Below are 15,233 nucleotides of genomic sequence, written 5' to 3'. Positions count from 1 at the left end.
GACCGGGGTGGTCGTCGCGGTGTGGGCCCTCGTCGTCGCCGGCTCGGCCGCGGCGGCGGGGTGGTGGTTGCGCGGCCACGACCGCGGCCCGCTGGAGGCGCTCACCCACGCCCTGCTCAGAGGTCGATCACCAGCCAGCCGCCGTGGTGCTCGGACACCGTGAACGACCGGCCGGTGCGCTCCCCGATCCGGGTCAGGACGCGCTCGTCGAAGACCCGGACGTGACCCCAGGCGGGGTTCGGCTCGTCCTCGAACGGGACGGCGACGACCACCCGTCGCCGGGCGAGGCGCAGCATCTCGGCGACGACCTCGTCGCCGTCGGACTCGGACAGGTGCTCGACGAGGTGCACGGCGAACACGGTGTCCGCGCACCCGTCGGGCAGCGCGACGGCACGCGCGTCGGCGACGTGGGTCTCCAGGTCGGCGCCGAGCTGCGGCGCCATCCGGGGCAGCAGCTCGACGGTGCCGCCGGTGAGGTCGGTGGCGGTGACGCGGTGGCCGTCGCGGGCCAGCTGGAGCGACAGGAAGCCGAAGCAGCAGCCGAGCTCCAGCACCTCCTCGCCCAGCACGAGGGACCGGGCGCGGGCGTGCACCGGCGCCATCTCGGCGTTGGTGCCGCCCGGCTCGGGCTCTCCGACCAGCGCGTCGAGGGTGTTGCGGTAGAAGGCGAGCCACGCGTCGTCCGGGAGCTCGGGGTCCTTCGCGGCGCTCGCGACGCAGGCGACGAACGCCTCCTCGAAGCGCTCGGCCGGCAGGATCCCGGGCTGCACCAGGGTGCGGTCCAGCCAGCCGGCGAGGTCGTTGGAGAGCCGGTCGGTTCCGATCATGGATCGCTCCTGTGCGTGCGGGGGACCCACGCCACGCTAGGCGGTCACCGGTACGCCGCACCACGTCCGACGGCCCGGTCCCTCCCCGTCCGGACGGTGGGGGGCGAGTGCCGGCGTCCGGGGGCTCAGACCGTCTGCGCGGCGAGCAGCCGGGCCTTCAGCGCGGTGTCCTTGTTGACCGGGTCGTGGGCGCCGTCCGGGACGGTCCCCGCGGCGACCGCGATCGCGTTCATGGTGCCGACCATCCGGCACAGGTGGGCGATGCGGCGCTCGTCGGCGTCGACGGGCGGGGCGCCGTCCAGCAGGGCCAGGGTCCGGTCCACCCAGATCACCTCGGCGTGCATCCCGGCCTGTTCGAGCACACCGCGCAACCGCAGCCCGATCTCGCGGCGGGACAGCCCGTTCCAGCTCTCCAGGGTGCGGGCGTCGAGCGGGAACAACCGGCCCCGGTCGCGCAGGTGGATCAGCTCCAGGGCGTGCGCGCGGCCGTAGGCGCAGTACGTGCACCCGTTCACCAGGGAGATCGTGAGCCCGGCCAGGTGGGTGCGGACGGGGCCCAGCACACGCAGGGTGACCAGGAAACGCGGGAAGTTCGCGGCGAACCAGCGCAGCGCGGGACCGCTGCCCATCGTGGCGACCATCGCGGGGATCACCCCGGGCGTGTAGCCCCACAGCGCCGTGCACACCCGCCCGACGGCCCGGACGACCAGCCCACCCTCACCCACCACACGGCCCGCCTTCCGAAGGGACCCCCGATGATACGTGGGGCGGCCGCCGCGCGGTCCGAAATGGGCCGAACGGCCCATCCCGGGGGCCGGCGCGGTGCGCGGCCGGACGCTCGCGCGGTTAGCGTTCGGTCATGGCTCTCGTCCCCGCCGTCGTCGCACCCCGCCCGCTGCCGATCGAGGATCCCGGGGCCCTGGTGGACTCGGAGATCGAGGTCGGCGACCCCGGACCGTACGACCTGCTCGTCGACGTCCGCGCCGTCTCGGTGAACCCGGTCGACCGCAAGGTCCGTGCCTCCTTCGACCCGGCCGACGGGCCGAAGGTCCTCGGGTACGACGCGGCGGGCGTCGTCGTCGGGGTGGGGGCGTCGGTGCAGGGGTACACCCCCGGCGACGAGGTCTACTACGCCGGCGCGATCGACCGGCCCGGCAGCAACGCCCACCGTCAGCTCGTCGACTCGCGCATCGTCGGCCGCAAGCCCTCGAGCCTGGACTTCGCCGCCGCTGCCGCGCTGCCGCTGACCTCGCTCACGGCCTGGGAGTGCCTGCACGACCACCTGCGGGTCACCGCCGAGTCCACCGGCACCCTGCTCGTGGTGTCCGCCGCGGGCGGCGTCGGCTCGATGGTCCTGCAGCTCGGCCGCCGCACCGGGCTGACCCTGGTCGGCACCGCGTCGCGGGCGGAGTCCGCGGACTGGGCCCGCGCGATGGGCGCGCACGCGATCGCCGACCACCACGACCTCGTCACGACCGTCCGTGCGGCCGCTCCGGACGGCGTCCAGTACGTGTTCTCACCGGTCTCGGAGGGCAACGTCGAGGCCTACGCCGAGCTCATGACCCCGCGCGGCATCGTCGTCGCCATCGACGAGCCGGAGGGGCTGGACACCCTGCCGCTGAAGACGAAGTCGCAGGCCTGGCACTGGGAGCTGATGTTCACCCGGCCGCTGTCCGAGCCGACCTCGACGGTGCAGCGGGAGATCCTGGACGAGGTCGCCCGCCTGGTCGACGCCGGCGAGCTGCGCAGCACCGAGACGCGGCGGCTGCAGGGACTGACCGCCGAGTCGGTCCGCGAGGCGCACCGGCTCATCGAGTCCGGCAGCACCGTCGGGAAGATCGTCGTCGAGCGCTGACCCCGGGGGTTCGTGCGCCATCGGGGGACGGGGCCGGGGTCAGCGGCCGATCAGCTCGCCGGCCATCTCGTTGGTCGTGGCCTCGAAGCCGGACAGGTCCCGGACCACGCGGACGCGGTCGCAGTACTCGGCGTAGGCGGGCAGGTCGCAGCGACCCAGCCCCCAGGAGTACCGCGGTTCCGGGGTCAGCCAGATCGTCTCCCTGGCCCGCCGGGTGATCTCGACGAACGCCTCCATGTTGGGATCGTTGCCGTTGCCCCGGCCGTCGCCGAGCACCAGCACCGTGGTGCGCCGGGTGACCGCCGAGCCGTGGTCCTCCAGGAACTGGCCGAAGGCCAGGCCGTAGTGGGAGTTCGCGTCGACGTCGAGCTGGTCGCCGCCGAAGATCAGCCCGAGGGCGTGCTCGACGGGGTGGTCGGCGAACAGGTCGGTCACCTCGACCAGGTCGGCGACGAACGCGAACGAGCGCACCTGGCCGAACAGGTCCTGCAGACCGTGCACCAGGTGCAGGGTGAACCGTGCGGTGGCCCGGACCGACAGCGAGACGTCGGTCAGCACCACCAAGCGCGGCTTGTCCTCCTGGCGCTGCACGGTGACCGGGGAGAAGGGGACGCCGTCGTAGCGCATGTTCCTGCGCATGGTCCGGGCCGAGTCGATCCGGCCCCGCGGCGAGACCCTTCTGCGGTGGGTGAGCGCGCCGTGCAGTGACTTCGCGAGCCGCCGCAGCGACTCCTCCAGCTGCATGCGCTCGGACTCGTTCGCCCGGTCGACCTCGGCGACGCGTTCGGCGTCGTCGTGGCCCTCGACGATCCGCTGCTCGATCGCGAGCAGCTTCTCCAGGTGGGCCTTGAGCAGCTCGGGGAGGTTGTCGAGCACCCCGGTGAGACGCCGGCGCAGGGCGGCCGCGTCGTCCTCGGTCCCCTGCTCGGACTCCGAGAGCCGGTCCTCCTCGGAGTTCAGCCAGCCCAGCAGCGCGTCCTGCTGGGCGACCGACAGGTCGGCGTCGACCTTCGTGCCCTGCTGCTGGGAGATGTCACCGGGCCGGCCACCGCCGGAGAACCGGTCGGTCTCGATCTGGACGCGCTGGCCGTCGGCGACGTCGCCTGCCTGCTCCTTGGAGAGCACGATCTCGTCCGTCATCGAGGCCATGTCGATCTTGTTGGCCTCCTGGTGCAGGTTGTACTGCTCGGCCAGGTCCTCCGGGTCGAAGAACTCCTTGATGTCGACCGGGGAGCCGTGGTCGTGGCCCTCCTGGGGGGTCTCCGACGGTTCCTCGGACAGCGTGAAGTTCTCCAGCGGGGTGTCGTCGGACATGTCGCCGTGCCCGTGCCCGTGGCCGTGACCCGTTTCGGCCTCGCCCACCCTGACCAGGGAGAAGAACAGGTCGAAGACCTCGTCGAAGGTCGCCTCGTCGCGGCGGTCCTTGATCAGCGCGATGCGCAGCGCCTCCTTCAGCACCGACCTGTCGGACAGCACTCCCGGCTGGGCGGCACAGGCCATCGCGTCGAGCGCCTCGGAGACCGAGATGCGCACCGACCGGATCCGCAGGAGCCGGACGAAGCGGTGGATGCTCGCTTCCATGCCGACGCCCGATCAGACCGGGCGCTTGCGGGAGCCGCCGAAGGAGCGGGTGCCCTGGCCGGGCGAGACCTTCCGGATCGCCGACGGCGGCGGGGCCACGCCGCCCGGGAGGCCGCCGTAGATGCCGCCGTGCCGGCCCGCCTGGTCCTTCGCCGCGCGCTTGGCGCGGCCGTCGACGTCGCCGTCGTCCGGGTCGTCGCCACGGGCGCCCGCGGTGCGCGCCGGCGGGGCGGCGGGCTCGTCGTGGTCGTGGTCGCCGTCGTGGCCGTGTCCATGCCCATGGCCGTGCCCGTGTCCGTGGCCGTGCTCGGCGACGACCGCGTTCGGGTCGACCAGCCGCGGCAGCGCGTCCAGGGCCTTCGTGACGTCCTTGTCGTACTTGACCACGACCGAGACGGTGTCGGAGAGGACCTGCGAGCTCAGCTCGCCGACGCCCAGGACGGCCAGCGTGCGGGCCCAGTCGATGGTCTCCGAGATCGACGGCGACTTGCGCAGCTCCAGCTCGCGCAGTCCGCGCACGACGTTGACGAGCTCCTCGGCCAGCTGGTCCGACAGCCCGGTCTTCTTCGACTTCACGATCTCCAGCTCGCGGGAGGCCGACGGGTAGTCGAGGAACAGGTGCAGGCAGCGACGCTTGAGCGCGGCGGCGAGGTCCCGGGTGTTGTTCGAGGTCAGCAGCACGTACGGGCGCTGCGTCGCGACGAAGGTCCCGATCTCGGGGACGGAGATCTGGAACTCGCCCAGGGTCTCCAGCAGTACGGCCTCCAGCGCCTCGTCGGCGCGGTCGACCTCGTCGATCAGCAGCACGACGGGCTGCTCGGAGCGGATGGCCTCCAGCAGCGGACGCGGCGCGAGGAAGCGTTCGGAGAAGAACACGCTCTCCTGGGACCCGATGCGGTCGACCGCGGAGGCGAGGTCCGGGGCGTCGGAGACGAGCTGCCCGATCTTCTCGCGGAGGATCTGGGTGTACATCAGCTGCTTGCCGTAGTCCCACTCGTACAGGGCCTTGGTCTCGTCCTGGCCCTCGTAGCACTGCAGACGCAGCAGTCGGCGCCCGGTGGCGACGGCGAGCATCTTGGCCAGCTCGGTCTTGCCGACCCCGGCGGGTCCCTCCAGCAGCAGCGGCTTGTCCAGGCGGGTCAGCAGGAACACCGTCGTCGCCAGGCGGGTGTCGGCGATGTAGCCCTGCTCCCGCAGGGTCTCGACCACCTGGTCGACGGACTCGAAGGGGCCGGTCGAGGCGACGGCCTCCGCCGCCTCGGTCACCGTGGGGACGACAGCCTCGGACACTCGGGTATCTCCTTCGCGGACTGCACCGGCTCTGGTGCGGGGACGAGCGGGGCCGCGGCCGGCGGGCCCACCCACCCGAGTATCGCCTCGGACGGCTGGGCCCGCCGGTGCGACGGTGGACCTCCTGACCTGCGGATCAGGTCAGCAGGTCGTCCAGGTCACCGTTGATGGAGTGGTCGACGACCGGGCGGACGGTCTCGAACGTGCACTCCTTCGGGTTGCCCGGGGTGCAGGCGTCGCCGAGGACGTGGTTGGTGATCCGGTCGACGTCGGCCGCGTCGCCGATGATGGTGGGCGCGTTCTCGTAGAACTTGGTCGGGCCGACCCCGAGCCGGTTCTTCGAGTAGGTGTCCTGCTTGACGTCGGCGAACTTCTCCGGGATGCCCACGTCGCGCAGCAGCCGGATGGACGCGGCGAGCGCCGCGTCGGCGGCCTGCGGCTTGGTCATGCCGCGGGTGTCGACACCCATGGCCTCGGCGATGTCGGCGAAGCGCTCGTAGACCACCGGCATGTTGAACGCCCACACGCGGGGCAGCGCGATGGCGTTGTTCAGGCCGTGGTGGGTGTCGTAGAACGCCGACACAGCGTGGCTGATCGAGTGGATGATGCCGAGACCACCGGAGTTGAACGCCTGGGCGGCGATGTACTGCGCGTACATCATGCCCTCGCGGCCGGAGAGCTCCTGGCCGTTCCAGACGGCCTTGCGCAGGTTCTGGGAGGTCAGCTTGATGGCGTGCAGGGCGTTGCCCAGCGACGGCTGGAAGTCCAGCCGCGAGACGTAGGGCTCCGAGGCGTGGGCGAGCACGTCGAACCCGCACTGCGCGGTGTAGTCGATCGGGCAGTCGTAGTAGAGCACCGGGTCGTCGATCGCGAGGGTGGTGACCGACGCGTCGTCGAAGGCGACGTACTTGTGCGGGTTGTCGGGGTCGGTCGTGGTGTCGGTGATGACGTAGGCCCACGAGGTCTCCGAGCCGGTACCGGCCGTGGTGGAGACCGCGATGTGCGGCGGGTTGGCCGGGTTCTCGGACTTGTTGAAGCCCTCGAACTCGTTGACGTTGCGACCGTCGTGGGCGACCGAGACGCGCGCGCCCTTGCAGGCGTCGTGCGAGGAGCCGCCGCCGATGGAGACGAAGGAGTCGCAGTTGTTCTGCTGGTAGAGGCCCACAGCGTCCATGACGTTGTAGTCCTTGGGGTTCGACTCGACCTTGTCGTACAGCACGACCTCGAGGCCGTGGTACTTCATCGACTCGACGATCTTGTGGACGATGTCGGTGCCGCGCAGGCCCGACGTCATCACCAGGGTCTTCTTGAAGCCCAGCTTGAGCGCCTCGGGGCCGATCAGCTCGTGCGACCCCGGGCCCATGAGCGCGCGAGGGAACGGGTGGAACTCCTTGATGGGGAACGGCTTGAGCAGCTCGTCTACCTGCATGTCAGCCCTTTCTGAGGCAGGCGGATGGGGTCGGGGCCGAACGCTAGGACCCCTGTGGCCGCGCGCACAGGGGTGATCGGCATTACCCCTCGGGAGACCGGGCAGGAAACCCCTCCGAACGGAGGGGGGCAGGGTGAGGTCGCCCGTCGATCCGTGTGGAGAGGGCTGAGTACTGCAAACATATTGCAACAGGGAGAGTTCGGCAACAGTTCGCCGGGCTCGTCCTGGGTTAGGGTCGGTCCGCCGACGGTTCGTGTCATCCCGGGAACGGGGCGTCACGAGGCAAGAGGGAACCCGGTGGGAATCCGGGACTGCCCCGCAGCGGTGAACGGGAACGACCGCCGTCAACAGCACTGGGAGTGATCCCGGGAAGCGACGGCCAGTAGGTGTGAGCAGTGCGCCCGTGAGTCCGAAGACCTGCCGCCGGTGCGTGCGCCGTCCGGCGTGCGCGGATCCGTGGCCTCGCGGGAGGGCCGGGCGGACGACCGGGCACCGTCGTGCCCGGCGGTCGCGGGCGCCCCCTGCCGGCGACGGGTCCTCCACCGCACTCGCGAGGAGAGAGGGCCGTGAGCATTCCTTCCAGCAGCACCATCGGCAGCACCGTCCTGGGGTACCCCCGGATCGGGCCGGACCGGGAGCTCAAGCGGGCGACCGAGGCGTACTGGGCCGGGCGGAGCGACGCGTCGGCACTGCACGACGTCGCCGCCGGACTGCGCCGCGACACCTGGACCGGGTTGCGCGACGCCGGGCTCGGCTCGGTGCCGGGCAACACGTTCTCGTTCTACGACCACGTCGGAGACACCGCGCTGGCGGTCGGGGCGGTGCCGGAGCGCTTCGCCGGCATCACCGACCCGCTGGAGCGGCTGTTCGCGATGGCGCGCGGCCGCACCGGTGCCCCGGCCTGCGAGATGACCAAGTGGTTCGACACGAACTACCACTACCTGGTCCCCGAGGTCGGCCCGGCCACCCGGCTCGCGCCGGGCAGCCGCAAGGCCCTCGACGAGTTCCGAGAGGCCCTGCGCATCGGGATCACCACCCGCCCGGTGCTGGTCGGACCGGTGACCTTCCTGCTGCTGTCGAAACCGGCCGACGGCGCACCGGAGGGCTTCCGCCCGCTGGACCTGCTCGGGCCGCTCGTCGAGGTCTACCGCGACCTGCTCGCCGAGCTCGCCGAGGCGGGCGCGGAATGGGTGCAGCTCGACGAGCCCGCCTTCGCCGCCGACCGGACGCCGGAGGAGATCGCGGCGCTGCGCCGGGCCTACGACCGGCTCGCCTCGGCGACCCGGCGGCCGAAGATCCTCGTCGCGTCGTACTTCGGGGAGCTGGGCCCGGCGCTGCCCGCGCTCGCCGCCACGGCCGTCGAGGGGCTGGCGCTCGACCTCGTCGCGGGGGGTGCCGACCTCGATGCCCTCGACCCGGCGGTCCCCGGGCTGGACCGGAAGGTGGTGCTGGCCGGCGTCGTCGACGGGCGCAACGTGTGGCGCACCGACCTGGACCGGGCGCTGGCGACGGCGCAGCGGCTGGTCGGCGTCGCGGGGCGGGTCGAGGTCTCCACGTCGTGCTCGCTGCTGCACGTTCCCTACGACCTGACCGTCGAGACGGCCCTGCCCGGCGACGTCGTCGACATGCTGGCGTTCGCCCGGCAGAAGGTCGAGGAGGTCGTGCTCCTCGGGCGCGCCCTGCACGAGGGCCCGGACGCGGTCGCGGCGGAGTTAGACGCCGCACGAGCCACCAGAGAGCGGGTCGCGGCCACCGCGCGCCGCGACGAGCGGGTGCGCTCCCGGCTCGCCGCTCTCGGCCCCGACCACTACCGGCGCAGCCACGGCGACGTGCGGGCGAAGGTCCAGCGCGAGGCGCTCGGCCTGCCCGTCGTCCCCACGACGACGATCGGCTCCTTCCCGCAGACCGCGCAGATCCGGCGCGACCGGGCCGCGCACCGCTCCGGCGTGATCGACACCGGCACCTACACCGAGCGGATGCGCCAGGAGATCGTCCGGGTGGTGCGGCTGCAGGAGGACATCGGGCTCGACGTCCTGGTGCACGGCGAGCCCGAGCGCAACGACATGGTCCAGTACTTCGCCGAGAACCTCGACGGCTTCGCCACCACCGACCACGGCTGGGTGCAGTCCTACGGCTCGCGCTGCGTGCGCCCGCCGATCCTGCACTCCGACGTGTCCCGGCCCCGGCCGATCACCGTCGGCTGGGCGGAGTTCGCGCAGTCGCTGTCCGAGGCGCCGGTGAAGGGGATGCTCACCGGGCCGGTCACCATCCTCGCCTGGTCGTTCGTGCGCGACGACCAGCCGCTGGGCGACACCGCCCGGCAGGTCGGGCTGGCCCTGCGCGACGAGGTCGTCGACCTGGAGGCGGCCGGGATCCGGATCGTCCAGGTCGACGAGCCCGCGCTGCGCGAGCTGCTGCCGCTGCACGAGCGCGACCGGGCCGCCTACCTGGACTGGGCGGTGGACGCGTTCCGGCTGGCCGTCGGTGCCGTCGCCGACACCACCCAGATCCACACCCACCTCTGCTACTCCGAGTTCGGCGAGGTGGTGGGGGCGATCGACGGGCTCGACGCCGACGTCACCACGGTCGAGGCGGCCCGGTCGCGGATGGAGGTGCTGGCCGACCTCGGCCCGGGGGTCCCGCGTGGGCTCGGCCCGGGCGTCTACGACGTCCACTCGCCCGAGGTCCCCGCCACCGACGAGCTGGTCGACCAGCTCCGCGCGGCCCTGCGCCACATCGGCCCGGACCGGCTGTGGGCCAACCCGGACTGCGGGCTCAAGACCCGCGCGGAACCCGAGACGGTCGCGGCGCTGACCAACCTGGTCGCCGCGGCCCGTCGCGTCCGTGAGGCGACCGCGACCGGCTGAGCCCGGTCCGCGCCGGCCACCCGTCGCGGGTGACGAGCGGGCCGTCCGTACGGAGGTTCGGTACGGACGGCCCGCCCGTGCGGGGACTCGTGCCGGGAGTCGTGCGGGACGAGGGCGGTGCTCACGCCGCATTGATTGAATAGGTGCTCAGATGTAGGCATACGGGGTGATCGCACGACAGATGGCCGCACTGCTCGCGGCCGCCGCCCTGCTGCTCGCCGGATGCGGCGCCGGCGGGGGCGGCGGTACCGCGACCCCGGACCCGTCCGGCGAGCTGACCGTGGCCCTGCAGTTCCCGCCGCGCTCCGACTACGCCTTCGACGCCGACGACGGCGCCCGGCTGCAGTCCCTCGGCGTCGCGGAGACCCTGACCACCGTCGACGCCGACGCCCGGTCGGCGCCGATGCTCGCGACCGCGTGGCAGCAGCAGGGCAACGCCTGGCGGTTCACCCTGCGCCAGGGCGTGCGGTTCCACGACGGCTCCCCGCTCACCCCGGACGCCGTCGTCACCGCGCTGCGCTACGTCGCGGGCGTCGAGGCCCCGCCGCGGGCGATCCGCGGCATCGGCTTCGCCGTCGCCCCCGACGGCCCGGACGCCGTGCGCATCACCACCACCGAGCCCGACCCGGTCATGCCGCTGCGTCTGTCCAGCGGCAACCTCGGCATCCTCGCGCCCGCCGCGTACACCGGCGGCGGGGCGCCGGAGTACCTGCGCACCGCGACCGGTCCCTTCGTGCTGGAGTCCGTCAGCGGCACCGACTCCGCGCAGCTGGTCCGCAACGACGACTACTGGGGCGAGCCGGCGGGCGCCGCCCGGGTCACCGTCCGCTACGTCGAGGACCCGCAGGCCAGGGCGCTCGCGATCCAGTCCGGTGACGTCCAGTTCGCCGAGGGCCTGCCGCAGGCCCAGCTCGACCAGGTCCGCTCGGCCGGGGCCGAGGTCGTCGAGTACCCGAACGCGCGCACCGTGCCGCTGCAGCTCAACCAGTCCGCCAAGCCGTTCGACGACCTGCGGGTGCGCCAGGCCGTCACCGCGGCGATCGACCGCCCGGTGCTGGCCCGGCAGGTGCTCGCCGGTGGGGCCGCGCCCGCGGCCGACCTGTTCGGCGGGGCCGTCCCCTGGGGCGAGACAGCTCCGCCGCCGGGCGCCGACGTCGCCCGGGCCCGGCAGCTGCTCGCCGAGGCCGGCTACACCGAGCAGAACCCGCTGACCGTGCGGCTGTGGACCTTCCCGAACCGGCCCGAGCTGCCCGCGCTGGCGAACGCGATCCAGGCGATGCTCGCCTCCGCCGGGGTGCGCGTCGAGATCACCGTCGGGAACTACGACGCCCAGGAGCCGAAGGTCCTCGCCGGTGACTACGACATGTTCCTCAACTCGCGCAGCTACCTGTCCGACTTCCCGGACGCGGCGAGCACGCTGACCTCGGACTACACCTGCGACGGCAGCTACGCGATCGACCAGTACTGCAGCCCCTCCTACGACGCGCTGGTCGACCGGCTCAACTCCACCGTCGACCCGGCGGCCCGCCAGCAGATGTTCCGCGAGGCCGCGGCGATGCTGACCCGCGACGCCGTCGGCGTCATGGTCGTGCACCCGCTCAACACCGCCGTGCTGCGCGGGGCGACCGGCTTCGTCCCCGACCCGCTGCAGATCCGCCCGGTGCTGCCGCAGCTCACCCCGACCACGGGGTGATCGGGCTCCTGCTGCGCCGGCTCCTGGTCGTCGGGCCGGTGCTGCTGGCCGCGTCGGTGCTGGTGTTCGCGCTGCCGCGGCTGGTCGGCGTCGACCCGGCGCGGGCGGTCCTGCGGGCCCGCAGCGCCGAGGCCGTGCCGGACCCGGCGACCGAGGCGCGGCTGCGGTCCTCGCTCGGGCTGGACGCACCGGTCACCGAGCAGTACCTGCGCTGGCTGGGCGGGGTGCTGCGCGGCGACCTCGGCTACGGCTACGTCGCGCGGACCCCGGTCGCCGACCAGATCGCCGACGCCGCGACTGTCTCCGGGCTGCTCGCCGTGCTCGCCCTCGCCCTGGCGGCGGTCGTCGGCATCCCCGCCGGGGTGTACGCGGCGCGCCGTCCCGGCGGGGCGCTCGACCGGTTCCTCGGGCTGGGCACCGTCGCCGGGGTCGCGGTGCCGGAGTTCGTGCTCGCCCCCTGGCTGGTGCTGGTGTTCGCGGTGTGGGCCGGGGCGCTGCCCGCGCTCGGCTGGGGCGACCCCGCCCACCTGGTCCTGCCGGTGCTGACCCTGGCCGCCTACCCGGGGGCGCTCGCCGCCCAGCTCGTCCGCGCCGAGACCGCCGGGGTGCTGAGCCGGCCGCACGTGCTCGTCGCGCGGGCCAAGGGGCTCGGTGAGCACCGGGTCCTGTGGCGGCACGGCGCCCGGCTCGCGACGACCTCGGTGACCGCGCTGGCCGGGATGTTCGTCGCCGGGCTGCTGGGCGGCTCGGTGGTGGTCGAGGTCGTGTTCGGGATCCCGGGGCTGGGCCGCTTGCTGCACCGGGCCGTCGTCGCGCAGGACCTGCCGGTGGTGCAGGCGGGCACGCTGCTCGTCGTCGCGGTCGCGGTGGTCGCGGGGGTGCTGGTGGAGGTGCTGGCGACGGCGCTGGACCCGGTGCTGCGCTCGGCGGGGTCGCGGTGAGGGCCCGGGCGCGGACCGCGTGGTGGGTCGCGGCCGGGGTGGCCGCCCTGCTCGTGGTGGGGCCGGTGCCGATGCTCGTTCCGGCAGGCCTGCTCTGGGTGCCGCTGCCCGACCCGGACGCCGTCGACTTCGCCGGGATGCTCGCCGGCCCGTCCGCGGCCCACCCGCTGGGCACCGACCAGCTGGGCCGGGACCTGCTCGCGCGCACCGTCCACGGCGGACGGCTGACGGTCGGGCTGGCGCTGTCCGCGGTGCTGGTCACCGGGGTGGTCGGGGTCGCCGTCGGGGCGCTCGCCGCGGTCGCGGGCCCGGTCGGGCGGGCGGTGATGCGGGTGGTCGACGTCCTGGCCGCGATCCCGGTGGTGCTGTTCGGGCTGCTCGCCGCGGTCGCGCTGGGTCCGGGCGTCGGATCCCTGCTGGTGGCGGTCACGGTGATCGCCTGGACGCCGTTCGCCCGGCAGACCTACCTGCTCGCCCTCGCCGAGCGCCAGCGGGAGTACGTGACGGCGGCGGTCGCCCTCGGCGCCGGGCCCGGGCGGGTCCTGACCCGGCACGTCGCCCGGAACCTCGTCCCGCCGCTGGCCGCGCACGCCTGCGTCCGGTTCGCGAGCACCCTGCTCACCGTCTCCGGGCTGTCGTTCCTCGGGCTCGGCGTGCAGCCGCCGACCGCGGAGTGGGGCGCGATGGTGGCCGAGGGCCGCGAGTACCTGTTCGGCGCGCCGCAGGTGGTGCTCGTGCCCTCGCTGGCGGTCGTGCTGACGGCCGGGACGGCCCTGTGGTGGGGACGCCGATGGGAACGGGTGGGCGCCCGGTGAGCTCAGGCCGCGTGACCCTGGCCGCGCCCGCCCGCCGGGTCGAGGGGCCTGCCCAGCTCGGGGAACCACCGGAACGCCTCCGGTCTGCCCTCCCAGTCGCAGCCGGCGCACTCCTGGCCGTCGTGCGGGTGCTCGTCCACGATGCCTCCCTATCGTTGTTGCCATCACTGTGCGACAGACCGTGTCGGGGTGTGAACCCTCCCGTCGGAGGGGCAGGGTGAGAGGCGTGGACGTGGACGACGTGGCCGGGGACGCTGTGGTCGGGGACACCGTGGCCGGGCTGCTGGGTGCGTACCTGGCCGACCCGTACGCGGGCTGGAGCATGGGTGCGCCCGGCGCGATCGCCGAGTTCGTCCGGACCCCCGACGAGGCCGTCGTGCCGTCCGGGCCGGGTGCGGTCGTCACCGCCCGCGGCGGGATCCGGATTGCGGCGCACCCGGCGACCCGGCCGCTGGCCTACCGGACGCCGGTCGGCCCGCACGAGCACTGGAACCACGCGGTCGCGTTCTGCCTGCCCGCGGCCGCGGCACGCAGGGCCGCGCGGACCTCGGTCACCGTGCTCGGTCCCGACCGCTGCGCGCTGCGACCGGCCGACCGCGACGCCGTGCTCGTCGACCTCGGGCTCGGTACGGCCACCGTGGACGCCTGCGTGCGCACGGCCGATCCCGACCTGCTCGGGCTGCTGCGCCGCGCCGAGGGTAGCCCGCTCGACGGCGCGCTGACCGCCGCCCTGGTCGCGGCGGGCCCGCACCGGGTGTTCACCACCGCGCTCGGCCGGGTCGAGGTGTACGCCGCGATCCCGCCGCCGGAGGGCCGCTCCCCGGACGGGCCGCACACCCACCTGCTCCCGCACGTGCTGCGCGAGGGCCGCACGCACGCGGCGACCGTTCCCGTGCCCGCCGGTCACCTGCCCTGCGCGCACCTCTACCCGGCACACCCGCTCACCGACCTGACCGGGCGGCCGATCCCGTTCGACCCGACCCGCGCGGCCTGCTTCGACCGGCTGCTGGAGCGCTTCGGCGACCCGGAGCAGCAGGCGGTCACGGCCGAGGTCGTCCGCTCGGTCGCCGCTGGTGAGCCGCCGGGCCCCCGCCCCGCGACGGCGCCGGCGCGCGCTGCGCAGGCCGTCGCGCTGCGGGTGCTGGCCGTCGCCGGCGGGGCCGACGCGGCCGTGCTCGACGCCTGGCGCGGCCGGACCTCGGCCCGGGACCTGCTCGACCCGGAGGGCGACCGCAACGGCGGGTGAGGCCGCTCAGCCGGCCCCGCCGTACCCGGGCCGCCCGGCGGCCCGGCGCAGCTCGACGCCGTCGAGGACCAGGGCGACCTTGTCCAGCACGTGCTCGTGCGGGTCGGCCATGATCGCCTCCAGGCTCGGGCGGATCCCCTCCGTGACCGACCCGAGGTAGGCCCGCGCGGCCTCGGACAGGTCGCCGGGGCCGCCGTCCGGGCCGCGCACCCAGCGGGTCTGGGTCGCCCCGTCGGCGACGATGTCGAGCACGGCGTCGGCGATCCGCACCGCGGCCGCGGTGTCGAAGCCGCCGGTGTCCCGCAGCGTGCCGACGATCCGGTCCAGCCGGTCGCCGGCGACCGCGCCGAGGTCGGCCCCCACGTCCTGGGCGAGTGCGGCGTAGCGCAGCAGCAGGTCGAACGCGAGTGCGGCCTCGGCCTCGAGGAACGCCCGCCAGCCGGCCGACGCGTCGGGCAGCGGGGTGCGGGCGAGCACCAGGGCCAGTGCCGCGCCGGCGATCTCTTCCAGGCCGTCGACGTAGCGGTAGAGGGTGCCGGCCGCGACGCCGAGCCGGTCGGCCACGGCGGCGACGGTCAGCCGGTCGACGCCGACCTCGACGGCCGCCTCGACGATCTCCTCGCGGGTCAGGCGTGGCTTGGGGCCCGGACGGTTGCCCGCCCGTGCGCCGGTGGTGGGGCTCACCCCGG

At 74.0% G+C, this 15,233-nt stretch carries 14 protein-coding genes and 1 riboswitch; of the genes, 7 read left to right on the top strand and 7 right to left on the bottom strand.

Going from position 1 to position 15,233, the window contains the following annotated elements:
* The first annotated feature begins 7 nt into the window (after window positions 1-7).
* Window positions 8-163 carry a DUF418 domain-containing protein gene (locus tag Ae505Ps2_RS33100; RefSeq protein ID WP_349289845.1) on the top strand — a complete coding sequence of 52 codons (156 nt, stop codon included), beginning with the start codon at window positions 8-10 and terminating at the stop codon, window positions 161-163.
* Here the strand turns inward: Ae505Ps2_RS33100 and mftM are convergent.
* Window positions 117-827 carry a mycofactocin oligosaccharide methyltransferase MftM gene (gene mftM, locus Ae505Ps2_RS04400; RefSeq protein WP_075553425.1) on the bottom strand — a complete coding sequence of 237 codons (711 nt, stop codon included), beginning with the start codon at window positions 825-827 and terminating at the stop codon, window positions 117-119. The genes Ae505Ps2_RS33100 and mftM overlap by 47 nt on opposite strands.
* Window positions 828-952: 125 nt before the next feature.
* The gene (locus Ae505Ps2_RS04395) at window positions 953-1,555 is read right to left on the bottom strand and encodes a hypothetical protein (RefSeq protein ID WP_139318906.1); all 603 of its coding nucleotides are present in this window, start codon (window positions 1,553-1,555) and stop codon (window positions 953-955) included.
* A gap of 131 nt (window positions 1,556-1,686) precedes the next feature.
* On the opposite strand from Ae505Ps2_RS04395, the gene Ae505Ps2_RS04390 reads away from it, so the two are divergent.
* On the top strand, window positions 1,687-2,682 hold the full coding sequence (locus Ae505Ps2_RS04390) for a zinc-binding alcohol dehydrogenase family protein (protein WP_075333939.1): 996 nt from the start codon (window positions 1,687-1,689) through the stop codon (window positions 2,680-2,682).
* A gap of 39 nt (window positions 2,683-2,721) precedes the next feature.
* Here Ae505Ps2_RS04390 and Ae505Ps2_RS04385 read toward each other — a convergent pair whose 3' ends face one another.
* The 3 genes from Ae505Ps2_RS04385 to mdo form a co-directional block, all read right to left on the bottom strand.
* Complete coding sequence (locus tag Ae505Ps2_RS04385) at window positions 2,722-4,263, bottom strand: VWA domain-containing protein (protein WP_075309865.1); 1,542 nt, start codon at window positions 4,261-4,263, stop codon at window positions 2,722-2,724.
* A gap of 12 nt (window positions 4,264-4,275) precedes the next feature.
* Window positions 4,276-5,553, bottom strand: coding sequence for a MoxR family ATPase (locus Ae505Ps2_RS04380; RefSeq protein ID WP_075309867.1), 1,278 nt, complete (start codon window positions 5,551-5,553; stop codon window positions 4,276-4,278).
* 136 nt (window positions 5,554-5,689) lie between these two features.
* Complete coding sequence (gene mdo, locus Ae505Ps2_RS04375; RefSeq protein ID WP_020626210.1) at window positions 5,690-6,982, bottom strand: NDMA-dependent methanol dehydrogenase; 1,293 nt, start codon at window positions 6,980-6,982, stop codon at window positions 5,690-5,692.
* A 230-nt stretch (window positions 6,983-7,212) separates the two neighbouring features.
* A riboswitch (cobalamin riboswitch) is annotated at window positions 7,213-7,422 on the top strand.
* A gap of 126 nt (window positions 7,423-7,548) precedes the next feature.
* On the opposite strand from mdo, the gene metE reads away from it, so the two are divergent.
* From metE to Ae505Ps2_RS04355, 4 genes are all read left to right on the top strand, one after another.
* Entirely contained in the window at window positions 7,549-9,849 is a 2,301-nt protein-coding gene (gene metE / locus Ae505Ps2_RS04370) for a 5-methyltetrahydropteroyltriglutamate--homocysteine S-methyltransferase (protein WP_084786197.1), read from the top strand.
* A gap of 166 nt (window positions 9,850-10,015) precedes the next feature.
* Entirely contained in the window at window positions 10,016-11,542 is a 1,527-nt protein-coding gene (locus Ae505Ps2_RS04365; RefSeq protein ID WP_075309869.1) for an ABC transporter substrate-binding protein, read from the top strand.
* Window positions 11,539-12,483, top strand: coding sequence for an ABC transporter permease (locus Ae505Ps2_RS04360; RefSeq protein ID WP_075309871.1), 945 nt, complete (start codon window positions 11,539-11,541; stop codon window positions 12,481-12,483). The genes Ae505Ps2_RS04365 and Ae505Ps2_RS04360 overlap by 4 nt, the downstream gene beginning before the upstream one ends.
* Window positions 12,480-13,298, top strand: a complete 819-nt coding sequence (locus Ae505Ps2_RS04355) for an ABC transporter permease (RefSeq protein ID WP_075309873.1) — start codon at window positions 12,480-12,482, stop codon at window positions 13,296-13,298. Before Ae505Ps2_RS04360 ends, Ae505Ps2_RS04355 begins: the two co-directional genes overlap by 4 nt.
* Before the next feature lie 2 nt (window positions 13,299-13,300).
* Here Ae505Ps2_RS04355 and Ae505Ps2_RS31770 read toward each other — a convergent pair whose 3' ends face one another.
* The gene (locus tag Ae505Ps2_RS31770; RefSeq protein WP_020627609.1) at window positions 13,301-13,438 is read right to left on the bottom strand and encodes a hypothetical protein; all 138 of its coding nucleotides are present in this window, start codon (window positions 13,436-13,438) and stop codon (window positions 13,301-13,303) included.
* Between the two features lie 86 nt (window positions 13,439-13,524).
* Between Ae505Ps2_RS31770 and Ae505Ps2_RS04350 the strand changes: the two genes are divergently transcribed.
* Complete coding sequence (locus tag Ae505Ps2_RS04350; RefSeq protein WP_075309875.1) at window positions 13,525-14,544, top strand: hypothetical protein; 1,020 nt, start codon at window positions 13,525-13,527, stop codon at window positions 14,542-14,544.
* A gap of 6 nt (window positions 14,545-14,550) precedes the next feature.
* Here the strand turns inward: Ae505Ps2_RS04350 and Ae505Ps2_RS31765 are convergent, their stop codons facing one another.
* Window positions 14,551-15,228 carry a helix-turn-helix domain-containing protein gene (locus Ae505Ps2_RS31765; RefSeq protein WP_020626904.1) on the bottom strand — a complete coding sequence of 226 codons (678 nt, stop codon included), beginning with the start codon at window positions 15,226-15,228 and terminating at the stop codon, window positions 14,551-14,553.
* Window positions 15,229-15,233 lie beyond the last annotated feature (5 nt).

Source organism: Pseudonocardia sp. Ae505_Ps2, assembly GCF_001932425.1.
Taxonomy (GTDB): Bacteria; Actinomycetota; Actinomycetes; order Mycobacteriales; family Pseudonocardiaceae; genus Pseudonocardia.
Note: the sequence above shows the minus strand (reverse complement) of the source record. Positions and strands in the feature narration are given on the sequence as shown.